Origin of the sequence: Marinobacter sp. (assembly GCF_046484525.1) — a bacterium.
GTDB lineage: Bacteria > Pseudomonadota > Gammaproteobacteria > Pseudomonadales > Oleiphilaceae > Marinobacter.
Map to the genome: position 1 here is coordinate 1 of NZ_JAWOIS010000015.1, position 22,996 is coordinate 22,996.

Consider the following 22,996-nt stretch of genomic DNA (forward strand, 5'->3'; position numbering starts at 1 on the left):
GAAATTCCCCTCCAACTGGGAGTTGTCCACCGCCCGGGCGGTGGCGGTGGTTCGCTACCTGGCCGCCCAAGGGGTACCCGAGCGGCGGATGGTGGCCGCCGGTTTCGGTGAATTCTTCCCGGTGGCGGAAGGCACCAGTCCGGAGGCGTTACAGAAGAACCGGAGGATTGAGCTGAAGCTGACGGATCGGTAGCTCTGCCAGACCCTTGGGGGGCTACCTAATCCAACCGAAACCGGAGAGCATCCAGGCTGAATTGTTCATGCCGCTGCTAAACATCCTCTGGGGAAATTGCGAGCCTCCAAGGCTGAAAGCGGCGTTAAGCAGGCACACGGTCGGATCATCCAGTCGAAGGGTCGGTGCAATTTTGGGGGAGCCCCCTTTGAACGTCATCACAGACTCCCATTGCTGGTCCTGAACCCAGCCGTTGATCATCTCTCGCAAATGGCGGTCATGCAGCAATAACTGACTGTCTACCTTGTCGTCCAGACAAATGATCAGGACCCCCTGTTCGCGCAGAACCTCCAGGCACTGCCCAATACGCCGATATTCCTGCTCACTCATCCCGGTATTCAACCGCAATTCGGACAGATCTCCCGGCTCCTCGGATAGAAGAACATGAAGCAAATCATGGCGTTTGTTTGCTTTCCCGGATTGAAAACCGGGTGTAAAACCCTGCGAACCCAGCAACCTATGGATACTCTCGGATCGGTCAGCACTGCCCTTCAAATGCACTATCAGGGGTGCCTGAAGGTCTGTGTCAGTACTGATCAATACGACGCTTTCGTAACGCTTCCCCCAGATCATCCGGGCAGGACCTGAGCCAGCTTCGCGCTGAGACTGCAGGCTTTCCGCGTTGCAAGAGACAAATAACACCGGCAGCTTGTTCACAGGTCTTTCTCCAGAAAAAATCAGATCAAAAGCCGAGGCTCATCGCCCCAGCTTCTTTACAGATTGACCACCAATACCGAAGTGTTGCTTTGGCATTTCAGTAATGATGATCCGGACATTTTCTACGGGCGCTCCCAATGAGCGTGAGATTGCATCGGTCACCTCACTGATCAGCATTTCCTTCTGCTCATCAGTCCGACCTTCCAGGATGTTGATCTGCGCAACAGGCATGGAGCCTCCTTATTCGAAACGGGCGGATACCGTGCCAAGACCCTGGTAACGAACTGTGATGTTGTCACCGGGCTCGACAGTGATGGCTGCGGTAATACCGCCAGTCATGATGAAGGTGCCGCCCGGGATGTGCTCGCCGCGCTCTGCCAACAGGTTGGCCAGCATGGCAACACTGGAGGCGGGATGGCCAAGTACCGCGGCACCTGCACCTACGTCGACAACCTCACCGTTCTTCTCAACGACAACACCCAGGGTTTTCAGGTCGACGTCCGCCACATCCGCCATCTGGCCACCGGTGATAAACCGGGTGGAGGAGGCGTTGTCCGCTACCACACTGACCAGGTCGAACTTGAAGTTCTCATAGCGGGAGTCGATCACTTCCACCGCGGGAATCACAAAATCCGTTGCCGCCAGCACCTGGCCAATGTGACAACCCGGCCCTTTCAGCGGCTCCTTGGTGACGAAGGCAATCTCGGCCTCGATCTTCGGGTGAATCAGCTCCTTGGTGTTCACCACGCCGCCATCGGGCACACTGAAATAATCCGCCAGGAAGCCGTAGATCGGCGTCTCCACGCCCATCTGTGCCATCTTGGCCCAGGAGGTCAGCCCCATCTTCATGCCGACCACCTTGTTGCCCCGCTCTTCCTTGCGGCGGCGGATTTCCCACTGCACGTCGTAGGCATCCTCGAAGGTCATGTTCGGATAATCGTTGGTGACCTTGGTGATGTCGTGGGCCTGAAGTTCGGCGTTTTCCACGTGCTCGGCCAGCGCCAGCACCTGCTCTCGGCTCAATGTCTTGCTCATGCGTTTTGCTCCTTCCGTGCGGCGAGCAGATCCAGCGCCACGTCCACAATCATGTCTTCCTGACCGCCCACCATGCGGCGGCGGCCAAGCTCTACCAGAATGTCCACGGTCTTCAGGCCATACTTCTGCGCCGCCACCTCGGAGTGACGCAGGAAACTGGAATAAACACCGGCATAGCCCAGCGCCAGGGTTTCGCGGTCAACGCGAACCGGGCGGTCCTGCAGCGGACGCACCACGTCGTCGGCGGCATCCATCAGGGCGTACAGGTCGGTGCCGTGCTCCCAGCCCATCTTGTCGAAGGCGGCGATGCACACCTCCAGCGGCGCGTTGCCGGCACCGGCGCCCATGCCGGAGAGGGAGGCATCAATCCGGTCGCAGCCTTCTTCGACAGCAACAATGGAGTTGGCCACACCCAGGGCCAGGTTGTGGTGGGCATGCATGCCGGTCTGGGTTTCCGGTTTGAGGGCATCTTTCAGGGCCCGGAAGCGGTCGCGAATGTCGTTCATGTTCATGGCACCGCCGGAGTCAACGACATAGAGACAGGTGGCGCCGTAGCCTTCCATCAGCTTGGCTTGCTCGGCCAGGCCCTGCGGGGTCTGCATGTGACTCATCATCAGGAACCCGACAGTGTCCATGCCCAGCTTCCGGGCGTGTTCGATGTGCTGCCTGGACACGTCCGCCTCGGTGCAGTGAGTGGCCACACGGACCGTCCGTGCGCCTGCCTTGTAGGCATCTTCAAGGTCTTCGACGGTCCCGATACCGGGCAACAAGAGAGTGGCAATCTGGGCGTGTTCGACCACTTCGGCCACCGCCTCGATCCACTCCAGGTCGGTGTGGGCACCGAAGCCGTAGTTGAAGCTGGAGCCTTGCAGGCCGTCACCGTGGGCCACTTCAATCGAATCGACTTTGGCCTTGTCCAGCGCCCGGGCGATGTCCTGCACGTTCTTGATGGAGTACTGGTGGCGGATGGCGTGGCTTCCGTCGCGCAGGGTCACGTCGGAGATATACAGTTTCTTGCCAGGGTTATAAGTCATGATTCAGTCTCCTTACTTGACCAGCGATTCGGCGATACGCTCGGCGGTGCCCAGCGCGGCGGAGGTCATGACGTCCAGGTTGCCTGCGTAGGCCGGCAGGTAGTGGGCGGCGCCCTCCACTTCCAGGAAGATGGAGGTCTTCAGGCCGCTGAAGCGGCCCAGGCCCGGGACGTTCATGGGCTGATCTTCGGGGATGTCGTCGAACTGCACCTTCTGTTTCAGGCGGTAGCCCGGCACGTAGGACGACACGGCCTTGACCATCTCCTCGACGGAGGCTTCCACTTCCGCCTTGTCGGCGGCGTCGGAGAGCACGTAAACGGTGTCGCGCATCAGCAGGGGCGGCTCGGCCGGATTCAGGATGATGATGGCCTTGCCCTTCTGGGCACCGCCGACCAATTCGATGGCCTTGGAGGTGGTTTCGGTGAACTCGTCGATGTTGGCGCGAGTGCCTGGGCCGGCGGATTTCGATGAAATGGACGCCACGATCTCGGCGTAGTGCACCTTGGCGACCCGGGACACGGCAGCAACCATCGGGATGGTGGCCTGGCCACCGCAGGTGACCATGTTGACGTTGCCTTCGGCCAGGTTCTGTTCCAGGTTCACCACCGGCACGCAGTAAGGACCGATGGCCGCCGGGGTCAGGTCGACGATCTTGATGTTTTCCTTGTGACCGCGCAGGAACACCTCGTTGTGCATGTGCGCCTTGGCGGAGGTGGCGTCAAAGACGATGTCGATGTCGGCGAATTCCGGCATCTTCACCAGGCCGTCCACGCCCTCGTGGGTGGTGGCCACGCCCATGCGCTGGGCGCGGGCCAGGCCGTCGGATTCCGGGTCGATACCGACCATGGCGCCCATCTCGATGTGCTTGCCGTTGCGCAGGATCTTGATCATAAGGTCGGTGCCGATGTTGCCCGAGCCGATGATGGCTGCTTTCAGTTTCTTGCTCATAACCTATTCCTCATCATTTTCGCCGGTCAGGCAAAGCGCACCGAAGCGCTGCCAATACCACCGATATCCACCCGCATGTAGTCCCCGGCCTTCACCGGTTCCAGCGGCACCAGCGAGCCGGAAAGAATCACCTCGCCTGCCTTCAGGGGAATGCCGAACTCGCCCAGCGTGTTGGCTAGCCAGGTCACACAGTTCACCGGGGAGCCCAGGGCCGCCGCGCCGGCACCGGCACTGATCACACTGCCGTTCTTTTCCACCACCATGCCGCAGGTCACCAGGTCCACCTTGCGCGGGGAGACTGCCTGGTCGCCCAGCACGAACAGACCGCAGGAGGCGTTGTCGGCGATGGTGTCCTGAATGGCGATCTTCCAGTCCTGGATGCGGGAATCGACGATCTCGAAACAGGGCATCACACATTCGGTTGCGGCCAGCACGTCGGCGTTGGTGATACCTGGCCCGTTCAGATCCTTCTTCAGGATGAAGGCAATCTCGCCCTCGGCACGCGGGGCGATCAGCCGATCACTGATGGGCATGGCTTCACCGCTGTTGAACACCATGTCGTCGGTCAGATAACCGAAATCCGGCTGGTGCACGTTCAGCATGTTCTGCACCGCCTTGCTGGTGACACCGATCTTCTTGCCGATGACCGAAGCACCATCCGCCAGACGGCGCTCCAGCATGCGCAGGGAAATGTGGTATGCGTCATCAATGGTGATGTCCTCGCCCCGACTGGTCAGGGGCAATACTGCCTCACGATTGACCATGGACTGGTAGAGCTCGTCACCGAGCACCTGGATTCGTGTTTGTTCCATCTGGAGTCTCCTGCTACCGCTTGATCGGCTTCATTGAGAAAATCGTTGACCAACCGGACAAACCGGTCAGCATGTTCAATCTGGGTCCAGTGGCCACAGCGGCCGAAGACGTGGAGCTGGGAGCGCTCAATCAGACCGGACAGCTTCAGGGAAGCTTCCAGCGGAATCACTTCATCTTCCCGGCCATGCAAAATCAGGGTCTCGTGGGGCAACGCACGAATGTCCTCCTCGTTGCTGGCCAGGTTATCGACCCAACGCTGGCGCGGCGCCGGGAACATGGCCGCGAATGACTCCTGGAAACCGGGGCGAATGCTGGCCTGATAGCGCATTTCCGCCAATTCGTCGGTCAGCAGGCCTTTGTTGTAGGCGAATACATCCATCAGGCGACGCATGGTTTCGATAGAAGGCTCGTAACCCCAGACCTCATCCAGGCCCTTGGTGATCGGGAAGCTGACACCCACCGATCCCATCAGCACCAGGCGACGAACCCGTTGCGGGTGTTCGATGGCCAGCGCCAGGGCCAGGCCACCACCGAAGGAGTTACCCACCAGATCGACCCGCCCCAGGCCCAGTTCATCCAAAACACCAATGGCGTGCTTTACCCAGCGCTCACGGTTGTAGACCTGGTCGTCCGGGCGCTCGCTGTAACCGAAGCCGAGCATGTCCGGCGCGATCACGCGGCGGTGTTTCTCCAGTTCAGGGATGACCAGGCGCCAGTTGGCCCAGGCGGTCACGCCCGGACCGGAGCCATGGATCATCATGACCGGGAAGCCTTCCCCCTGATCGTGCAGGTTGGTGCGGTAGCCGGCCGCTGTAATTTCACGCCCTATTTCCGGGCTGCCTACGGGTGCGTTCATGACTACCTCACAGCTTGATGCAGACGTTTTTCATCTCGGTGTAGAACTCCAGGGAATGCACACCTCCCTCGCGGCCGACACCGGATTGCTTGCTGCCCCCGAACGGGGTACGCAGATCCCGCAGGAACCAGCTGTTCACCCAGATGATGCCGGCTTCAATCTGGCCAGCGACGCGGTGGGCCCGCGTTACGTTCTCCGTCCAGATGGCCGAAGCCAGGCCGTAAGGCAGACTGTTGGCCAGTTCGATGGCTTCCTCTTCAGTGTCAAACGGACGGATGTGACAGCAGGGCCCGAAGATCTCGTCGGTGACCACCGCCGAGTCGTCAGCAAGCCCGGTCCAGATGGTGGGCTGAACCCAGGCACCGCCAGCCAGTTCCTCCGGCATGTCGGGAACGCCACCACCGGTGATCACCGTGGCACCGTCATCAACCGCCTTCTGGTAGTAGGACAACACCTTTTCGCGATGCTTCAGGCTGACCAATGGCCCCAAGTTCGCCTCGCTGTCCTCGGACGGACCAATCTTGAGGCCTTCCGCCGCGGCCTTGAGGCGAGCAACAAATTCGTCAAAGATGGCTCGCTCCACGTATACCCGCTCGGTGCCCAGGCACACCTGGCCACAGTTGGCAAAGGCAGATCGCATGGTGCCCTCGATCGCCTTGTCCATGTCGCAGTCGGCAAACACCAGGCCCGCGTTTTTGCCACCCAGTTCCAGGGAGATGTCCCGGATACCTTTCGCGGCGGCCTTCATGATGGTCTCACCGGTCACCGTTTCACCGGTGAAAGTGAAGCCGTCTACGTCGGGATGTTCGGTGAGGAAGGCACCGGCGGAGTTGCCGCCAAAGCCATGGACCACGTTGTAGACACCATCCGGAACCCCGGCTTCCTTCATCACCTCACCCAGCAGAGCCGCAGTGGTCGGGGTCTCCTCGGAAGGCTTGACCACCACCGAATTGCCACAAGCCAGGGCCGGACCGACCTTCCAGGTCATCAGCAGCAATGGCAGGTTCCACGGACTGATTACACCGATCACGCCCTTGGGACGGCGTACCGCATAGTTCAGTGCGCCGGTGCCGTCCGGGGTCGGCATCTCAAAGGATTCGGCGGGCACGTTCTTGATCATGTCCGCGAACACCTTGAAATTGGCTGCGCCCCGGGGGATGTCGATATGGCTGGCCATGGATTTGGGCTTGCCGGTATCAAGACACTCCGCTTCCAGAAACTCATCAAAGCGAGCATCGATACCGTCGGCCACCTTGTGAAGAATCCGGGTGCGCTCGTCCAGGTTCATCTTGCCCCAGGGGCCTCGCAGGGCGGCGCGGGCTGCCCTGACCGCGGCATCCACCTCGTCCCGGCCGGCCTCGTGCACCTTGCTCAGGACTTTGCCATTGGCCGGATTCACGTTGTCGAACAGCTTGCCGCTGGCCGAGCCAACGTACTGCCCATTGATGTAGTGCTTGATATCTTTCATTGCTGCGTAGTCCTGTTTGAATCAGTTTCGGATCAGGTCAGTACTGTCAGGAACCGCTCATTGAGCTGGCGATCGTGATAAAAGATCGCCTTGCCGAGCTGTTCGGCCTGCCAGGTCACCGGTTTGTGATCGGGATAGTTGTAATCGCCGCCGCAGAACACCTCGTTGCGGTTACCGGAGGGATCGAAGAAATAGATTGTCTTGCCGTGAGTCAGGCCGTGGCGTGTAGGGCCGATGTCGATGGAGGTATCGGTCATGGAAATGAGGTCTGCGGCTCTCAGCACATCTTCCCAGGTCTCGAGATAGAAAGACGCGTGGTGGAATTTGCCCTTTTCCTCATGATGGATGAAGGCAATGTCGTGTGCCTTGGTGGAGAGCGTCAGGAACTGGGCAATCCGGGTGCCGTCGCCGTCCAGAACCTGCTCCGCCAGATAGAATCCGAGAACATTCACAAACAGGTCGTAAGTTGCAGCGAGTTCCGGACCATAAAGCAGACAATGGTCGAACCGTACAGCTTTCATTCCGTCCAGGCCCCACGGCCAGGCTTCCGGATTGACCTCGGCCAGGCCCCATTTGCCGGTATACTTTTTATCGGCATAGAGTTCGAAGGCATGACCCGACGGTGCGGTGAACCGGACTCTGCGGCCGCAGTCCTTCAGCTCCCCCTCGGGTACCTGGTCGATATCGACGCCATGTGCCACCAGATCCTTCTCCAGCTGCTGCAACGAAGGCTCATCAATAACCTTGAAGGCCATAAAGTCCATGCCGGGTTCATCTGCTTCACGCAGGACCACGGAGAACTTGTCGACTTCTGTCCAGGCCTTCAGGTAGACCCGCCCCTGATCGTCACGGTCCATTTCGATCAGGCCCAACAGGTCTGTGTAGTGTCTGACTGCGGCATCCATATCGAGGACACGAACCTGAACGTGACCGGGACGCATTACACCTTTTTTCATGACAGTTACCTCAACGCTCTTGTTGTTGTTTGCTTGTTGGTGAGTTCCGCCGCTGGTTGCGGTCGGCACTCGATGATCAGATCGGTCCGGGGATAGATCCGACAGGCCAGAACCTCCCCTCTTTCCAGACACTCTGGCAGAACGTGCACCTTGCTCATCTTTCCGCATTCGTAATCACCATTGATCACGGTGATCTTGCAGAAACCGCAGCCACCGCCACGGCATCCCACGGGTACGCAGTTCAGTCCTCTCTGCTCCATGGCCTTGAGGATGTTCTGGTCCCGAGCGCACTCGAAAGACTGGCCGGTGGACTGCTCTGTAATCCGGTAGGTCTGAGCCATGGTCCCCCTCCGGTTATATCTTCTTGAACAGGGCTGAGCGCTGGGTTTCTTCCGCGCCGTCTGCCGCTGTCAGGAATTTCTCCATGAAGATGTCCCGTTCGAACAGCCGGCCTTGCATCAGGGCGGTGATGGCAGCATCAATCATGGGAGGAGGTCCGCACATATAGGCCTTGTTTCCGGCGAAACGACCATCGTAGTGCTCCTTGGCGGCCTCGTGGACATAGCCCCGGAAACCCCGCCAGTCCGCGTCCTCCGCCACGTCACTCAAGGCCGGCACATAGGTGAAGTTGGCGTGATCCCGATCCAGGGCCTCGAACAACTCCCGGTTATAGAGTTCGGCCTGGTTACGGGCCCCTTGGAACAGGGTGATCTTGCGCTCGTCGTTTTGCTCCAGCAGCTCCAGAATCATGGATTGCGGGCTGGAGAGTCCCGAACCGCCAGCGATGAAGATCAGATCACCAGGCTGGGAGCTGCGAACGAAGAACTGACCGTAGGGGCCGGACAGATTCAGCTTCTCGCCAGCCTTCAGTTGTTCGTGGATGTAGGTGGTGGCGCCGCCGCCTGGCACCAGCCGCACATGCAGTTCCACTTCATCGGCCTTACTCGGTGGGTTGGCCAGCGAAAAAGCCCTCGGACCATCCACTCCCGGCAGTTCGATGTTGATGTACTGGCCAGCCTGGAAAGTCATGGGCCGGTCCAGCTTCAGGTGGACACCCTTGATGGTCGGTGACAGATCCACGATATCGGTGACGGTGGCCACGTAGTCCTCGACTGGGTAGCCTTCGAAGTCCGGATCCACGTCAATGTCCGCTTCGATGGTTACGTCGCTCTCGACGGTGGCGCAGCAGGCAAGGACTTTGCCCTCGTCCCGTTCCACATCCATCAGGGCGAACGGCGATGCATCGCCAACTTCGACATCCCCTTCCAGCACCTGGACCTTGCAGGTAGCGCAGGTGCCATGGCCGCAGGCAAAGGGCAACCAGACACCCTGGCGGAGGGCCGCCTGGAGAATGGTCTGGCCATCCTCCACCTCTATCTGCTCGCCAATCGGCTCGATGGTTACGGTATGACTCATGACAGTGCCCTCAGGATGCGGTGTCGGCGATGCCGTCCAGCCCTTTCGTGGTAACGGTCAACATGCTCTTGTGATCGATGCCGCTGTCTCTCAACGTTGCGTTGGCATCGGGGGCGAATGGCTCTCCGTTGAGCTGCCAATCTGCTCCGAGAAAATCGGCTTTGGCCGCATCCGGGTGGGCCACCACCGCAGGCTTGAGGACCTCTTCAAGCATCGCGCCAAAGGTCATGTCGGGCGCAACCAGGAAAGCGAAGGGAGAGCAATACATCAGGTGGTGCGGCCAGTAGACATACAGCAAGTGCATGCCGTGGAAGTTCTCGACCTTGTCTTTGGGTTCGAATTTGTAGTCGTATAAGGCATTTACACTCATGTTGTTCACCTTGTTGTTCTTGTGGGTGAGACGCCCGGAGCGCGCAGGCTCCGGATGAATCCCGGATCAGGCGGCGTCCTGACTGGAGCTGCTTTCTTTATCGCCGGTCTGTTTGCCCTTGATGGACAGCCAGCGCTTGTGGTCCGGGGACCCGATGTACTCGAAATTGTCCTCGCCGATATTGATGTGGTAGTAGTTCGACACCACGGTCTCGACGTCGTCGCCTTCGCAGTTGCCCTGGTAGATCTGGTGCACCGGCAACCAGGCCTGGACGTACTTCTCCGGCTCGTTCTTGAAGATGTCGCAGCAACCATCCGAGCAGAAGTGATAGCGCTCACCCTCGTGCACAATCTGGCGGTGGCTCAGCGCGGTCGGATCATCCTTCTCGGTGAAGATGGTCGGGATCTGGCACACCTGGCACAGCTGGGGCAGGGTGTTGTTGTAGAAACGACGGCCTTCGGCGTGCTCCTTCGCCCAGTGCTCGAAGCGTGAGCGATAGTATTTGTCGAAGGTTTCCGGGTACTTCTTGGACAGCCAGTCCAGTTCGTCCTTTTCCGGCATCCAGGTGTGGAAATTGGTAGCATGGCCGTACTGGTAGAAGGTGGCCCAGGCCTGGTGACTGACATGGTTCTTGGCGTCGTTGGCCACGTCCTGATACTTGGGCGGACGGATGCCATAACGCTCCAGATCCTTGAACAGGGCACCACCGTTCTGCTCGTAGTACACCTCCCAGGCCTCCGCCCAGGACATGACCCGGTTTGGCAGCATGTAATCCATCATCATTCCCACCAGGCTCAGCAGGCGGAAACCGCGCCAGAACCACTTGTCGATCCAGCGCTGCACGATTGGCACGTTGTCCTCATGCTGCTCCAGGATGAACTTGATCACCTCAAGACCCAGAGTCATGTGTCGGGCCTCGTCAGACTGGGCCGAGAAGCCGAAAGTTACGGTGGCCATATCGCCGTTGTAAGCGGCTCCGGACATGAACGGCACAAACAGCAGGTTGGTCAGCACATACTCGAAGGAGAATGAGATCGCGGTCAGGAACTCGAACGGACCGGCAGAGCGGGCGTCGTCAAAGAACGACTTGGGCACGGACAGGAACCACACCCGGTCGTGCATGTGTGCCGCATCGTGCAGGCCGTTGAAGTGCTTGTTGTAGTGGCTCAACGCGTGTTGCTGGGTCTGGGAGTGACGCAGTTCGTCGATGGCCTGCATCTGACATGCCACCCGGGCACCGGCGCCACTGAAGTCCCGACCCACGCGGGCATACCCCTGGAAGGCTGCGTGCTCCAGCGGAGACACACCACTCAGGAACAGCTTCAATGCGTTAACGTAACGGGCGTCGGAGATATTCTGGTGGCCGTTGTTTTGGGCAAAGGCATCGAAGATGGCATAGAGCTTCTTCTCTTTCTCCGCCTGGTACTTCCAGTAGGCATCCATGGTCAGGCGAAACGGATCTTCCCACTGGGACCAGTCGGTGATCTTGATCCCCTCGAACGACTCGTTTGGGAAGATATCCTCTTTCTTCTGGTAACTGGGCTCCCAGGCCATATCCCGGGTCAGATACTGGTACTTGTCTTTGAGGTTAAGCTTCTTGTTTTTAACAGACATGATGGTTCTCCCAATCAGTTCCACTGAAGAATGAAGTGGTCGTCGTCCTCGTCGACATTGCCGCCGATACTGATCACATCAATCAGCATCTCCTGAACGTCCCAGTCGCGACCGAGCTTTTCTTCCATGGTTTCCCGGTTGATCACCAGGCGCTTCTCCGCCTGAATCCGGATCATCGCGGGCTGGTGCTGGACCTCCGCTTCCGGGTTGTCCTCGGCAATGGCGTCCACCAGGTAGCGGGCGTTATCGTTGTCCTGAAAGGCGATGAATACGAGCTGGCTCATGCGGATACTCCCTGGCTTTGCAGTCCGAATTTCTTGAGGCGGGTGGCGAGCTGGGCCCGGGTTTCATCCAGGGCTTCTACGCCGGTAGAGGTTTCCGCGAGCGGCTTCAGGGCTTCGTATGCACGCGGTTCCCAATGATCGATCCATGACTGCAACAGCTCCCGGTTCGCTTCGCTTTCACCGGCGACAGCTTTCATCATCGCGTTGGTCCAGCGCACGGACTCCTTGTACCAGTCGCGCATGAACTCGGTGAGCATGGAGACGTCTTCGGCATCCTGTTCGCCAAGCCACTGATCCATCTTTTCGTAAACCAGCGGGTAGAGCAGGCCATCCAGCAGGACGTTCTGGACCAGGCTCAACTCGAACCAGTCCCGCATTACCAGGGTGTCCTCAACCAGCTTGCGCATCGTCTGCCAGAGCGCATCGTCCATCCAGTAACCTTTGGACTCATCCAGGCTGGTGCCGGTGCTGCCGTCGGTCATCAGCGCGATCCGGGACAGATACTGGCCAATGCCCAGACGGTCCATGGCCTGATAGATGTGCATCTGGGCAACCGTCGTGGCGGTGGCGTCACCGGCGATCTTGCTGTTGTTCATATTGGCGCCGAGCTCGACGTGACGGAGCGGGACCAGCAACCGAAGCAGCTGCTTCCGGGTTGTCTCAGGCAGCCGGCCCAGCAGATTGCGCTTTTCGCAGAAGCCAAAACTGGTCTCGGCGGCTTCCTGCATCTTGGCGCGATTGCCCACGTAGGCTCCGTAATAGAACTGACGTGGATCGGTCACTGCATACCAGTCTTCCATGCGAATAGCGGTGCGGTTCGGATCGTTGAGTCCGTGCTCGGAATCCCACAGCGGGCGATAGTGGAAGTTGGTCTTGGCCTCAAGATCAAAGCTCGCTTCCTGGTAACGGGAGGCAGGCTTGTCGCCGAAACGGCGGGCAATGTGGCCGTAGGTCTGGCGGATAGGTTCCACCGAGTTGGTCTTGATTTCGATGCTCATATCAACTTAACCGTCTTGTTGTTGTGAACGTGGAGGTTGATGGGTATTGCCTAGTAACGCTGTCCCCGCTCCCCGAACCGCCACTTGACCATGTCTTCGTCAATCTCGCGGATCATGTCAGAGTCCATGTGGACAACTTTGTTGTGCTTGCAGAAGAGTTCGAAGGCCTCGCGAGGCAACACGAGCTCAACGAACAGCTCCGGGAAGCCAATGGCGAAGTCGAATTCAACGAACTTGTCACCGGGCTCGCTGCGGACCCGGATATATCGGGTCAACTCGTCGAAGGTTTTGATGTCAGTCTGGGAGGTCATTATTTGCCCCTTGTGTTTGTTGTTGGCTGCAAGGGGTGGAGCAACGGCTGTGCCAGATTGGCCTGACGAACAGGAAGGATTTTTCAGGTCACTGTTTTTAATGAGCTTTTACAAAAACGTTTTGGTCGAGGACTTTCCAGGCGGAGTAAAAGGAAGGAAAAAAGAGACGGGCATTTTTTATCAAATAATCAATTTTCATCACGCGGGTCAGCAAATGCTGAGAAAGCTTGGACTGGCCATTTTCTAGACAAAAAAATTAACCACTTGGTTGATTTTTGACTTTCATCAGGTGTTATATAAAAAGCCAATATCCGAAAGCGAGCTCCAAAAGAGCCGTCCCACTACAACTACAACAGGGACACCCCTCATGGCAGTTACCTACAAGCCACAACTGAATTACGTGGATTTTCGGGATCTTACGGAGCAGATCCGGTTTCAGAGCACGGAAGGCAAAATCTGGTTCGGTGAGCAGCGAATGCTGCTGATGCACCTGAATGCCATGGCGGCATTCCGTCGGGAAATGGTCAACAGCATGGGCGTCGAGCGTGCCAAAGGCTTTTTCCTGCGCCTGGGCTACCAATCCGGAATCCGGGATGCCGAGCTGGCGCGCAAACTTCGACCTCACTGCGACGAACTGGATATCTTTCTTGCCGGCCCCCAACTCCATTCCCTCAAGGGCATGGTCAAGGTGATTCCCCTGGAAATCGATATTGACCAGGAAACCGGTGAATTCTATGGCAAGCTGGAATGGATCGATTCCTTTGAGGTCGAGATCTGCCAGACCGAGCTTGGTCAGATGGATGAGGCAGTGTGCTGGGCATTGCTTGGCTACGCCTGTGCCTATACTTCATCATTCATGGGACGGGAGATCATTTTCAGGGAGATCAGTTGTCGCGGCTGCGGGGATGAAAAGTGTGTCATTGAAGGTAAACCAGCGGAACAGTGGGACGATGCCGAAGAATTCGCACGTTATTTCAAGGCCGATCCGATCATCGAAGAGCTGTACGATCTCCAGGCCCAGCTGAGCTCCCTGCGTAGCAGCCTGCATAAACAAAAGGGCCAGTACTACGGCATCGGCCAGTCCGGAGCCTACAACAAGGTCTGCAAGATGATCGACAAGGCTGCCCAGGGCAAGGTTTCGGTGTTGCTTTTGGGTGAAACCGGGGTCGGAAAGGAAGTGATCGCGCGCAGCGTCCACCTGCGAAGCGAGCGGGCCGAAAGTCCGTTTGTTGCCGTTAACTGCGCAGCCATTCCACCGGACCTCATTGAGGCGGAGCTGTTCGGAGTCGAAAAAGGCGCCTACACAGGCGCCAACCAGTCGAGAGAAGGACGGTTCGAGCGCGCCAACGGTGGCACAATCTTTCTTGACGAGGTGATCGAACTGACTCCCAGAGCTCAAGCCACGCTCTTACGGGTGTTACAGGAGGGAGAGCTTGAGCGGGTTGGCGACAACCGGACCCGCAAAGTCAACGTCCGAGTCATTGCTGCCACCAACGAGAGCCTTCAGCAGGCAGTCGAAGAAGGCAGATTCCGGGCGGACCTTTTCTATCGGCTGAACGTTTTCCCGGTAAAGGTCCCTCCACTCCGGGAGCGGCTGGAGGACCTTCCCGTACTCATCGAGCACTTCCTCGAGAAGTTCCACTCCGAGTATGACAAGCGGACCCTGGGCCTCTCTGACAAGGCTCTCGACCTGTGTATGCGTTACCACTGGCCGGGTAATATCCGGGAACTGGAGAACGTGATTGAGCGCGGAGTCATTCTCACCGACAACAATGAATGCATCAGCCAGGAAGCGCTGTTTGCAGTCTCGCCTCCAACCACCGAAGACTCGCCCACCGATTGTGTCGACATGGGCGGCAAGGTGACCAACGGCCACGAGTCCACCGGGGTGGGAAGTTGGTCCGAACACATCCTGGGCAACAATATCAGCCTTGAGGAAGTCGAAGAGACCCTTATGCGCGAAGCCATGGAGCGCGCCAACCAGAATGTCTCCAAGGCCGCACGGATACTGGGGCTGACCCGCCCTGCCCTTGCCTATCGGCTGAAAAAGTCGGGCATCCTGGCCGAAACCTGACCTCGCAATTTCTGGACACGGACGTCTTCACTCTCACCTTGATCAAATCGACAACCCCTCCCTCCACTTAACGATTTGATGAAAATCAAGCCTTCCTCCAACCTTGATCAGCCCCTTGACCAAATGCTTAAACCATAAATTTAATTAATATTTTTCAGTGATTTAAACGCACTTTTCCAGTCATGGCACAGCGGTTGCTGAGTCACCGTCAGTCGCTTTTTCCACAAAAACAAAGACGGTGACATAACATGCCATACGCTTCGGAGTGCCCTCGCGGCATATTCCCCACCTCCATTGCCATCGCCGGATTGTCCGCGATGTTGCTGACCGGATGTGAAGCACCGCTGAATCTTGACGCTGTCAAGGTGCAGTCCCAACAGGCCATTCAGCGCACCGACTTCTTTCAATCCGTGGCGCAGAACGATCAAGTGGTTGCCATGGCCGGCAATACCGGCGCGCTGCTGGTAAGCCAGAATGGCGGTCAGGACTGGCAACGGATCCCCGTGCCTACCAGCGAAAGCTTCCTGTCCCTGGATACCTGCCCGGACGGAAGTTTCATTGCACTGACCTTCGACAACCAGCTCTGGCACGGCACCTCCGCCGGAACCGAGTGGACACCCCACGATCTGTCCAACCAGGAACAGATGATGACCGCCACCTGCGCGCCTGACGGTTCCTGGTGGGCAGGTGGCAGCTTCACCACACTCCAGAGTTCTGCCGATCAGGGAACAACCTGGAATGAAACCACCCTTAACGAAGATGCCATCCTGACCAACCTCCAGTTCCTGGACGCGGATACCGCTATCGCCACCGGCGAATATGGGCTGGTTCTGAAAACCCGGGACGGCGGTCAGACCTGGGATTACGCCGGCTACCTGCCCGAGGAATTCTATCCCCACTCCGCTTACTTCGCGTCTTCCGAAGAGGGTTGGGTTGGCGGCCTGAACGGGTTCATCTACCACACCACCGATGGCGGCGAGAGCTGGGACCGCCAGCCTACTGACACCACCATGCCGCTGTTCGGTTTTATCGATGCTGAAGGTGCCCTGTTTGCCCTTGGCGACAATGCCACGGTCCTCACACTTCAGGGCGACCAGTGGGCGAGCCTGAAAACTCCAAGTCAGCCTCTTTACCTACGCGATGGCGTTCTCCTCGAGAACCGCCAACTACTGGTCGCCGGTGGCCGGGGGCTGCTTCTTCATCTCGACATTCCCGTGGCCAACGTGGCCAGTAACAACCGAGGAAACTGATCATGGCCGGACTGCATCGCTTCACGCATTTCCTGCACCTGCTGGAGCTCTGGATCTTCAGGAATCCGAGGAAAGTGCTGACGCTGATCGCGTTGCTCACGCTGTTCTTCGCCCTGCGGATTCCGGGACTGAAAATCTACACGGATTTCGCGGACCTGCTGCCGCAACAGCACCCTTACATCGAACTGCACAACAGCATCAAGGACGACTTTGGCGGCGCCAATGTCCTGGTGGTTGGTGTTGAATTTGCCGAAGGCGACATCTTCTCCAATGACAACCTGGCCACCATCGACCGGGTGACCCAGGCCGTCGATAACCTGCCAGGGGTCAACCACAACCTCGTGGCCAGCGTTACTCACCGCAACTCCCGGGAAATCTGGCTCACCGAGGTGGGCAGCATCAACTCCGAGCCCTACTACGACTCCACCCAGGGTGAGTACTCCGAACAGGCTTTGGCGGAGATGAAAGCGGCGGTTGCCGCCAACCCCCGGGTTTACGGTCCGCTGGTTTCTCCGGAATTCAGGATGGCACTGGTCAAGGCTCAATTGATCGAGGGCAAGCTCGATTACGCCGAAACCTTTGCCCAACTGCAGGAGCTTCGACAGCAGGAGGCCCACGACGGCGTCACCATCTACGCCACCGGCCAGCCGGTGCTGGTGGGCTGGGCCTACACCTACATGGACCAGATCCTGCAAATCTTCATCTTCACCGTACTCGCCATGCTCGCCCTGCTGCTCTTCCACTTCCGCAAGGCGTACGGCGTACTCATTCCTCTTGGCGGCGTACTGATCTCCACGATCTGGGGGCTTGGGATCATCAGTCTGCTCGGGTACAACCTGGATCCACTCGGGCTGGTGATCCCCTTTTTGATTGCAGCCAGGGCCATGAGCCACGGCGTTCAGCTGGTGGAGCGCTATTACGCCGAAACCCGCGTCTTGGGCGAAGGTCCGAAGGCCGCCAAGGCGACGTTTGACAGCCTGTTCCGCCCGGGCTCACTGGGTGTGGTTTCCGATGCCATTGGTCTGTCACTGATTGCCATCGGTTCGATTCCGCTGAATACCCACCTGGGCATCTATGCCTCCTTGTGGGCGATCACCGTGGTCTTCACGGTGCTGATCGGTGTTCCGCTGCTGTTGTCCATCCTGCAGGCTCCCAGGAACGCCGAGATGCGGGAAACCGCGCTGCGGTACATCGGAAGCAGCTGTTCCCGGACCGTGACCCGCCCCGGCCGCGCCAAGGTGGTTCTGGTGGCGGCGGCCATCGTCATGGGTGCAGGAGTTCTGGCAGCCTCCAATGTCCAGATCGGGGATTCCGAACCCGGCTCACCCATTCTCTACCCGGACCACGACTACAACATTTCCTCCCGGGTGGTGAATGACCGTTTCCCCGGTTCCGAAGAGCTGTATGTGATCGCGGAGACCGATGAGAAAGGCGGTCTGAAACGGCCTGAAGTGCTGAAGGCGTTGTCTGACTTCCAGTCTCATATGCTGAGTGATCCGAGTGTCGGCGGCAGCAAGGGCCTGCCGGACCTGGTGAAACAGGTGAATCGCCTGATGCACAACGACGATCCACGCTGGTACCAGATTCCCCACGACGAACGCTATGTCGGTGGCCTGATGTTCACCTACATGGCTTCCAGCCCCATTCCCGGAGCCCTGGATGAGTTCAACGACACTGACGACCGTGTCGCTAACCTGGTGTTCTTTTACAAGGACCGCCAGGGCGAGACCATTCGCCGGGCCATTCACATGGCCAAGCAATGGATTGCCGAGCATGGCAATGACGTTGAGGGCCTGACCATCCGGTTGGCCGGCGGCACGCTCGGGGTGGCTGCCGCGATGAACGAATCGGCGTTCGACACCAACATGATCGTGCTGCCTCTGGTCTTCCTGCTCATCTTTGTCTTCGTGATGCTGTTCTACACCTCCTGGCATGCAGGCCTGATGATGCTGCTGGCGATGCTGTTCGCCACCACCCTGACCTACGCCTACATGGGCCTCTACGGCCTGAGCATCGACATCAACACGGTGCCGGTCATTGCGGTGGGTATCGGTGTCGGGATCGACTACTCGATCTACATGATGGACCGGATCCGCGAGGAAATGGCGAAGTGCGGCGAGCTGCGCGAGGCCGTGCGCCGGGCCATTGCCACCACCGGGATGGCTATCAGCTTCACCGCACTGACCCTGATGGCCGGGATCATCATGTGGGTGATCTTCTCCGACCTGCGCTTCCAGTCCGATGCCGCCATGCTGCTGTGCGTGATGATCGTGATCAACGGCATCGCCGCCATGCTGCTGGTGCCGTCCTGGGTACTGGTCTTCAAGCCCCGTTTCATCAGCGACGTTTACGCCGATGAGGACGGCATTCTCCACGCCGACCGTCAACGTCCTGAACCGACTCCCTCGCCTGCCAGCAGCACGCTGGAGGGTGATGGATACGTAGCCGGAGCAGCGTCCCGGGCCTGACCCGGGAGTGCTCCATCACAACCCAAACGAGGATCTGCCATGCAAACAAAAATAAAAGGCCTGAGCTTCTGGTGCGCTGCCCTGTCCGGCGCTACCGGGCTCGCCCTGGCACCGCTGTCCCCGGCTGTTGCCGCCGAGGACGCCAGGATCAATGGCTTCTACGAGAACGCGACGTATGCACGTGACGGTGTCGGACTTTCAAAATTCCGCAACACCGTCCAGCTGGAGGGAAAAAAACGTTACGGCGACGTGGGCATTTTCAGCAATGTCTCGGTGAGCGGTACGCTCAGGGGGACCTATGACGGGGTCTACGATCTCAACGAAGATGAATACGGCAGCGAGGCCGGCGGCCCCATTTTGCTTCAGGACCTGGCCCAGGGATCCGTTCCCCATGGGGGCGGTCTGGTTGTCCCCGGTACCGAGCTGGGCTTTGACATCACCGAGAACCCCAATGATGGAATGGTGGTTCTTGGTGAGCACCTGCACGACCAAGATAACGGCGTCGCCTTCGGTGTTCCGGTCCGGCCCTGCGACGTCGACAGCCGCGGCTGTATCGACGATTACCTGGACAAGGATGAGGACGAACTCCGGTTCCAGGAATTCAACGACCATCTGGATTTTATTCGTGAGCTTTATGTCGATTTCGATCTGAACTTCGACAGCGGCAACGTCCTCAGTACCCGCCTGGGTAGACAGCAGGTGATCTGGGGCCGGACGGATCTGTTCCGGGTGTTGGACGTGATCAACCCCGTGGATTACTCCCGCAACAACATCTACGACGAGCTGGAGGACATCCGGATTCCCATGTGGATCCTGAAGACGGACTACCGCATGGGCCCGACGGAAGTTGTCGACGGCCTGGCCTTTGACGATCTCAACTTCCAGGTGGTGTGGAACTTCGACGAGTTCCGTCCCCACGACATCGGCCAGTGTGGCCAGCCCAATGTCATTCTCGATGCCGGCTGTTTCTTCCGCGGCATGAACAACCTCTGGGAGAATGGTGGCACGGTGGCCAACTTTGCCGGAGCAACACCGGACGGCGGTCTCGCAACCGACTTCGGCCCGGGCCAGATCGGTATCCGCAGGGCCAACCTGCCCAGCTGGAAACTGTCCAATACCCAGCTTGGCCTGAAGATGGAAGGTGTCTACGGCGACCTGGGCTTCTCCCTGAACGCCCTGACCTACCGGTCCCAGTTGCCATCACTGCGTGGCGGGATTCCAGCCGAAAACGCCTTCACCAGTGAGACAGGCGCCTGGCCCTCACTGATTGCTTTCGACATCCATTTCCCCCGGGTCAATCTGGTGGGTGGCTCACTGGATTACTACTCCCAGGGCATCGATACCGTGTTCCGGTTCGAGACGGCCTACACCTCCGGTGAGGAATTCGCCAATACCTTGCGGGAAAAGCTCTATTCCGAGTCCGACGTGGTTCGTTACGTCTTGGGTGCGGACAAGAACATCTTCATCCCGTTCCTGAACGAGAACCAGTCGTTCCTGTTCTCTGGCCAGATCTTCGGTCAGCACATTCTTGATCACGAGCGTGAGCAGAGAACCTACGGTGAAGCCGGTATTCCTGACTGGGAGCACAACTGGATTGGCACCCTGCTGATTCAGGGCTTCTACATGAACAACCGGCTGACTCCGAAACTGATCACCGCCCATGATTTCCGCGCCCAAGCCACCACGCTTGCCCCGAGCGTCGACTGGATTGTTACCGACAATCTCAAGCTCACCGCCGGTGCCAACATCAAGGTTGGTGACGGTGCCCGGAAATTCGACGACTGCCGTTCGTGCAACCCCTGGGATCCGTTCACCCAGACTCCCGGTGTCGTGAATCACCAGCCGGGTGAATCCGCAGGCCTGTCCGGCTATGAACCCCTTGGCCGCTTCAAATCCGGACCGATCGGCATGGCCCAGGAAGAAGACGAAGTCCAGCTGACCGTTCGCTACAGCTTCTGATCACGAGGTAAACATGAAACACAACAAAATGAATACACTGACCCGTACACTCATCGCCGGCTGCACGGCCGGCCTGATGGCCACCTCGGCCCTGGCCGATCAGGCGGTAATCACCGAATCCTTCTACCCGTACAAGACTGAAACCCCACACTTTGAAGGCCTTCAGCCGGGCATGGTGATTAACCAGGACAACGTGGCCCAATTCAAGGATGCCATCGACCCGGCTTTCTATCGGTTTATCGAGCAGGGCTGGACCACGATCACCGTCGGCGAGACCACTTCCTTCGACCTCCACCCGAACTACGTCGAAGCCACCCGCGCTTCCCTGGGTCAGGTCTCACTCGGTGACAAGGTGGGTGAGATCAACGGCTGGCAGGCCGGGCGTCCATTCCCGGAAGAGCCCAGTGCAGATGATCCCCGCGCGGGCGAGAAACTGGCCTGGAACTACAAGTACGGGTACAACTGGGGCGATAGTGCCGCCATCTATCCGTTCTACTGGAAGTACCGGGACATGGACTCCGGCGACGTCGAACGGACCATCAAGTTCAACTTCCACTTCCTAAACTACAAGGGCCGGGTGAACCAGGAGCCGACTCCGGAAGTCGCGCCGAATCCGTCCGACCTGTTCCGTGCCATCTACGTTCAGGTACTGGATCCGGCAGACGTACGGGACACCCAGCTGCTGATTCACCGGGCCGCAGACGATCTCAAGCGTGACAACTCCTGGCTGTATCTCGGCTTCCAGCGCCGGGTCCGCCGCCTGGCCACCGGTCAGGTAACCGACGCTTTCCTCGGTTCCGACCTGATGATCGAAGACTTCGAGGGTTATAACGGCCGGATCTCGGACATGAACTGGACCTACAAAGGCACCCGCTACATGCTGATGCCGTTCTACAACCACAATGAGCTGACTCTGGATAGCGAAACCCACGAGGATGATGACGGTTACCAGGTCGTGGCCTTCAGTGGCAAGGGCGGCTGCTTCCCGGACATCACCTGGCAGCTGCGCAAGGTACACGAAGTGGAGTCCGTGCCTGTCGATGAAAGCCACCCGCTGTCCAAGCGCGTGCACTTCATGGACGCGCAGACGTTCACCATCCCGCGCACGGTCTCCTACGATCGCAAGGGCAGCCTGTGGAAGACCTTCACTATCGGTCAGGCCCACCCGGACCATCATCTGCCCAAGAACAAGGGCAGTGGCGTGTCCATTGACGACAGCTTCAGCATGATCGACGTCCAGGCCAGCCACTGCACTACCGGCCAGTTCAAGGGTCAGGTCGATCCGGAACTGACTCCGACCAATATGTTTAACGTGCAATACCTGCGCGCCACCGGCAGCTGATCTGCCTATCATTGTTGCTCCTCTACTGGGCCCGCGTTTGCGGGCCCCTTTTTTGGATTACGAGGGAGAAGAACATGTCAGCAGGAGAAAACACCTCAACCGCAACTGATCAGATCCGGGAGCCGCTTACGGTTGTTGTCTCACGAAGGGTGCGAAAAGGAGAAGAACGCGAATTCGAGCAACTCAGTAGCCAGATGACCGAACGGGCAGCAACGTTCCAGGGTTATCTCGGTACCACCATGTTCCGGCCGTCCTCCCCGGACGATCCCGAGTACCGCATTGTCTTCAAATTCCGTGATCGCGAGACCCTGACCTCCTGGGAAGAATCGGAGGAACGGGCCGAGCTACTGGAACAGACCGAAAGCCTGCTGGTGCAACCCAGCGAACGGGAAGTCACCTCCGGGATCGTCACCTGGTTCACCCTGCCCGGACAGAATCCGGTGAAACCACCACCCAAATGGAAGATGACCCTTGTCAGCTGGCTGGCGCTTTATCCAGCTGTGACTCTTTTGTTTGTATTGTTCGGCGACATTCTGGCGCAAATACCGCTGCTGGCGAGGACGTTCCTGGTCACGGCCGTGGTCATGATTCTGATGAGTTACATGTTGATGCCCAGAATGACCCGCTGGTTTTCACCCTGGCTGTTCCCGAAAACGAACAGAGATTCCCGTTAACAACGAGAATCTCTACGGACGAACAAAATGGGACGAGTCAGCTTCAACCAACCCGTCCTCTTGCAAGCGTCATCAAAAATGAATCACAGACCGAATGCTCTTACCCTCATGCATCAGGTCAAAGGCCTTGTTGATGTCTTCCAACTTCATCTCGTGGGTGATGAACACATCCAGCGGAATCTCACCCTTCTCGGCCTTCTCCACATAGCCCGGCAGCTCGGTGCGACCCTTCACACC

23 protein-coding genes and 1 pseudogene are annotated in these 22,996 nt (G+C 58.5%); 7 read left to right on the forward strand and 17 right to left on the reverse strand.

Features of this window, described 5'->3' with window-relative positions; all coding sequences use genetic code 11:
* The coding region (locus R6W86_RS03380) for an OmpA family protein (protein WP_410327983.1) at nt 1-193 on the forward strand (193 nt) is incomplete at its 5' end.
* Between the two features lie 21 nt (nt 194-214).
* On the opposite strand, the gene R6W86_RS03385 is transcribed toward R6W86_RS03380, so the two are convergent.
* The 16 genes from R6W86_RS03385 to R6W86_RS03460 all read right to left on the reverse strand — a co-directional run bounded on the left by R6W86_RS03385 (nt 215) and on the right by R6W86_RS03460 (nt 12,992).
* Nucleotides 215-889: a hypothetical protein gene (locus R6W86_RS03385; protein ID WP_410327984.1), complete on the reverse strand. Its 675-nt coding sequence runs from the start codon at nt 887-889 to the stop codon at nt 215-217.
* A gap of 39 nt (nt 890-928) precedes the next feature.
* Complete coding sequence (locus tag R6W86_RS03390) at nt 929-1,120, reverse strand: 4-oxalocrotonate tautomerase (protein ID WP_410327985.1); 192 nt, start codon at nt 1,118-1,120, stop codon at nt 929-931.
* Between the two features lie 9 nt (nt 1,121-1,129).
* Nucleotides 1,130-1,924: a 2-oxo-3-hexenedioate decarboxylase gene (gene dmpH / locus R6W86_RS03395; RefSeq protein WP_410327986.1), complete on the reverse strand. Its 795-nt coding sequence runs from the start codon at nt 1,922-1,924 to the stop codon at nt 1,130-1,132.
* Nucleotides 1,921-2,958 (reverse strand): 4-hydroxy-2-oxovalerate aldolase, encoded by a 1,038-nt coding sequence (gene dmpG, locus R6W86_RS03400; RefSeq protein WP_410327987.1) that lies wholly within the window; start codon nt 2,956-2,958, stop codon nt 1,921-1,923. Before dmpG ends, dmpH begins: the two co-directional genes overlap by 4 nt.
* 12 nt (nt 2,959-2,970) lie before the next feature.
* Nucleotides 2,971-3,906 (reverse strand): acetaldehyde dehydrogenase (acetylating), encoded by a 936-nt coding sequence (locus R6W86_RS03405; RefSeq protein WP_410327988.1) that lies wholly within the window; start codon nt 3,904-3,906, stop codon nt 2,971-2,973.
* Nucleotides 3,907-3,932: 26 nt separating this feature from the next.
* Nucleotides 3,933-4,718 (reverse strand): 2-oxopent-4-enoate hydratase, encoded by a 786-nt coding sequence (dmpE, locus tag R6W86_RS03410; protein WP_410327989.1) that lies wholly within the window; start codon nt 4,716-4,718, stop codon nt 3,933-3,935.
* Nucleotides 4,640-5,575: an alpha/beta fold hydrolase gene (locus tag R6W86_RS03415; protein ID WP_410327990.1), complete on the reverse strand. Its 936-nt coding sequence runs from the start codon at nt 5,573-5,575 to the stop codon at nt 4,640-4,642. The genes dmpE and R6W86_RS03415 overlap by 79 nt, the downstream gene beginning before the upstream one ends.
* A gap of 7 nt (nt 5,576-5,582) precedes the next feature.
* Nucleotides 5,583-7,043 carry a 2-hydroxymuconic semialdehyde dehydrogenase gene (locus R6W86_RS03420; protein WP_410327991.1) on the reverse strand — a complete coding sequence of 487 codons (1,461 nt, stop codon included), beginning with the start codon at nt 7,041-7,043 and terminating at the stop codon, nt 5,583-5,585.
* Between the two features lie 32 nt (nt 7,044-7,075).
* Nucleotides 7,076-7,999, reverse strand: coding sequence for a catechol 2,3-dioxygenase (locus R6W86_RS03425; protein WP_410327992.1), 924 nt, complete (start codon nt 7,997-7,999; stop codon nt 7,076-7,078).
* A 5-nt stretch (nt 8,000-8,004) separates the two neighbouring features.
* The gene (locus R6W86_RS03430; RefSeq protein ID WP_410327993.1) at nt 8,005-8,340 is read right to left on the reverse strand and encodes a 2Fe-2S iron-sulfur cluster-binding protein; all 336 of its coding nucleotides are present in this window, start codon (nt 8,338-8,340) and stop codon (nt 8,005-8,007) included.
* A gap of 13 nt (nt 8,341-8,353) precedes the next feature.
* The gene (locus tag R6W86_RS03435) at nt 8,354-9,415 is read right to left on the reverse strand and encodes an NADH:ubiquinone reductase (Na(+)-transporting) subunit F (RefSeq protein ID WP_410327994.1); all 1,062 of its coding nucleotides are present in this window, start codon (nt 9,413-9,415) and stop codon (nt 8,354-8,356) included.
* A 10-nt stretch (nt 9,416-9,425) separates the two neighbouring features.
* Nucleotides 9,426-9,785 (reverse strand): phenol hydroxylase subunit P4, encoded by a 360-nt coding sequence (locus R6W86_RS03440; protein WP_410327995.1) that lies wholly within the window; start codon nt 9,783-9,785, stop codon nt 9,426-9,428.
* Between the two features lie 66 nt (nt 9,786-9,851).
* Complete coding sequence (locus R6W86_RS03445; protein WP_410327996.1) at nt 9,852-11,399, reverse strand: aromatic/alkene/methane monooxygenase hydroxylase/oxygenase subunit alpha; 1,548 nt, start codon at nt 11,397-11,399, stop codon at nt 9,852-9,854.
* A 14-nt stretch (nt 11,400-11,413) separates the two neighbouring features.
* On the reverse strand, nt 11,414-11,683 hold the full coding sequence (locus tag R6W86_RS03450) for an MmoB/DmpM family protein (RefSeq protein WP_113861812.1): 270 nt from the start codon (nt 11,681-11,683) through the stop codon (nt 11,414-11,416).
* Complete coding sequence (locus R6W86_RS03455) at nt 11,680-12,681, reverse strand: aromatic/alkene monooxygenase hydroxylase subunit beta (RefSeq protein WP_410327997.1); 1,002 nt, start codon at nt 12,679-12,681, stop codon at nt 11,680-11,682. Before R6W86_RS03455 ends, R6W86_RS03450 begins: the two co-directional genes overlap by 4 nt.
* Nucleotides 12,682-12,731: 50 nt before the next feature.
* Nucleotides 12,732-12,992 carry a phenol hydroxylase subunit gene (locus tag R6W86_RS03460; RefSeq protein WP_410327998.1) on the reverse strand — a complete coding sequence of 87 codons (261 nt, stop codon included), beginning with the start codon at nt 12,990-12,992 and terminating at the stop codon, nt 12,732-12,734.
* A 367-nt stretch (nt 12,993-13,359) separates the two neighbouring features.
* Here R6W86_RS03460 and R6W86_RS03465 point away from each other — a divergent pair, with 367 nt between their 5' ends.
* From R6W86_RS03465 to R6W86_RS03490, 6 genes are all read left to right on the forward strand, one after another.
* A complete protein-coding gene (locus tag R6W86_RS03465; protein WP_410327999.1) occupies nt 13,360-15,066 on the forward strand; it encodes a sigma 54-interacting transcriptional regulator in 1,707 nt (568 codons plus the stop codon).
* A 248-nt stretch (nt 15,067-15,314) separates the two neighbouring features.
* On the forward strand, nt 15,315-16,316 hold the full coding sequence (locus tag R6W86_RS03470) for a WD40/YVTN/BNR-like repeat-containing protein (protein ID WP_410328000.1): 1,002 nt from the start codon (nt 15,315-15,317) through the stop codon (nt 16,314-16,316).
* A gap of 2 nt (nt 16,317-16,318) precedes the next feature.
* Nucleotides 16,319-18,784, forward strand: a complete 2,466-nt coding sequence (locus R6W86_RS03475; RefSeq protein WP_410328001.1) for an efflux RND transporter permease subunit — start codon at nt 16,319-16,321, stop codon at nt 18,782-18,784.
* 39 nt (nt 18,785-18,823) lie between these two features.
* Nucleotides 18,824-20,743, forward strand: coding sequence for a DUF1302 family protein (locus tag R6W86_RS03480; protein WP_410328002.1), 1,920 nt, complete (start codon nt 18,824-18,826; stop codon nt 20,741-20,743).
* A gap of 13 nt (nt 20,744-20,756) precedes the next feature.
* A complete protein-coding gene (locus R6W86_RS03485) occupies nt 20,757-22,085 on the forward strand; it encodes a DUF1329 domain-containing protein (protein ID WP_410328003.1) in 1,329 nt (442 codons plus the stop codon).
* Between the two features lie 74 nt (nt 22,086-22,159).
* A complete protein-coding gene (locus R6W86_RS03490; protein ID WP_410328004.1) occupies nt 22,160-22,759 on the forward strand; it encodes an antibiotic biosynthesis monooxygenase in 600 nt (199 codons plus the stop codon).
* A gap of 72 nt (nt 22,760-22,831) precedes the next feature.
* On the opposite strand, the pseudogene R6W86_RS03495 reads toward R6W86_RS03490, so the two are convergent.
* Nucleotides 22,832-22,996, reverse strand: a pseudogene (locus tag R6W86_RS03495) (S-(hydroxymethyl)glutathione dehydrogenase); the annotation flags it as partial.

What these genes read in the sequence shown, in the direction of transcription:
- R6W86_RS03390 (WP_410327985.1), bottom strand. Translation starts at nt 1,120, where the DNA reads ATGCCTGTTGCGCAGATCAACATCCTGGAAGGTCGGACTGATGAGCAG.
- dmpH (WP_410327986.1), bottom strand. Translation starts at nt 1,924, where the DNA reads ATGAGCAAGACATTGAGCCGAGAGCAGGTGCTGGCGCTGGCCGAGCAC.
- dmpG (WP_410327987.1), bottom strand. Translation starts at nt 2,958, where the DNA reads ATGACTTATAACCCTGGCAAGAAACTGTATATCTCCGACGTGACCCTG.
- R6W86_RS03405 (WP_410327988.1), bottom strand. Translation starts at nt 3,906, where the DNA reads ATGAGCAAGAAACTGAAAGCAGCCATCATCGGCTCGGGCAACATCGGC.
- dmpE (WP_410327989.1), bottom strand. Translation starts at nt 4,718, where the DNA reads ATGGAACAAACACGAATCCAGGTGCTCGGTGACGAGCTCTACCAGTCC.
- R6W86_RS03415 (WP_410327990.1), bottom strand. Translation starts at nt 5,575, where the DNA reads ATGAACGCACCCGTAGGCAGCCCGGAAATAGGGCGTGAAATTACAGCG.
- R6W86_RS03420 (WP_410327991.1), bottom strand. Translation starts at nt 7,043, where the DNA reads ATGAAAGATATCAAGCACTACATCAATGGGCAGTACGTTGGCTCGGCC.
- R6W86_RS03425 (WP_410327992.1), bottom strand. Translation starts at nt 7,999, where the DNA reads ATGAAAAAAGGTGTAATGCGTCCCGGTCACGTTCAGGTTCGTGTCCTC.
- R6W86_RS03430 (WP_410327993.1), bottom strand. Translation starts at nt 8,340, where the DNA reads ATGGCTCAGACCTACCGGATTACAGAGCAGTCCACCGGCCAGTCTTTC.
- R6W86_RS03435 (WP_410327994.1), bottom strand. Translation starts at nt 9,415, where the DNA reads ATGAGTCATACCGTAACCATCGAGCCGATTGGCGAGCAGATAGAGGTG.
- R6W86_RS03440 (WP_410327995.1), bottom strand. Translation starts at nt 9,785, where the DNA reads ATGAGTGTAAATGCCTTATACGACTACAAATTCGAACCCAAAGACAAG.
- R6W86_RS03445 (WP_410327996.1), bottom strand. Translation starts at nt 11,399, where the DNA reads ATGTCTGTTAAAAACAAGAAGCTTAACCTCAAAGACAAGTACCAGTAT.
- R6W86_RS03450 (WP_113861812.1), bottom strand. Translation starts at nt 11,683, where the DNA reads ATGAGCCAGCTCGTATTCATCGCCTTTCAGGACAACGATAACGCCCGC.
- R6W86_RS03455 (WP_410327997.1), bottom strand. Translation starts at nt 12,681, where the DNA reads ATGAGCATCGAAATCAAGACCAACTCGGTGGAACCTATCCGCCAGACC.
- R6W86_RS03460 (WP_410327998.1), bottom strand. Translation starts at nt 12,992, where the DNA reads ATGACCTCCCAGACTGACATCAAAACCTTCGACGAGTTGACCCGATAT.
- R6W86_RS03465 (WP_410327999.1), top strand. Translation starts at nt 13,360, where the DNA reads ATGGCAGTTACCTACAAGCCACAACTGAATTACGTGGATTTTCGGGAT.
- R6W86_RS03470 (WP_410328000.1), top strand. Translation starts at nt 15,315, where the DNA reads ATGCCATACGCTTCGGAGTGCCCTCGCGGCATATTCCCCACCTCCATT.
- R6W86_RS03475 (WP_410328001.1), top strand. Translation starts at nt 16,319, where the DNA reads ATGGCCGGACTGCATCGCTTCACGCATTTCCTGCACCTGCTGGAGCTC.
- R6W86_RS03480 (WP_410328002.1), top strand. Translation starts at nt 18,824, where the DNA reads ATGCAAACAAAAATAAAAGGCCTGAGCTTCTGGTGCGCTGCCCTGTCC.
- R6W86_RS03485 (WP_410328003.1), top strand. Translation starts at nt 20,757, where the DNA reads ATGAAACACAACAAAATGAATACACTGACCCGTACACTCATCGCCGGC.
- R6W86_RS03490 (WP_410328004.1), top strand. Translation starts at nt 22,160, where the DNA reads ATGTCAGCAGGAGAAAACACCTCAACCGCAACTGATCAGATCCGGGAG.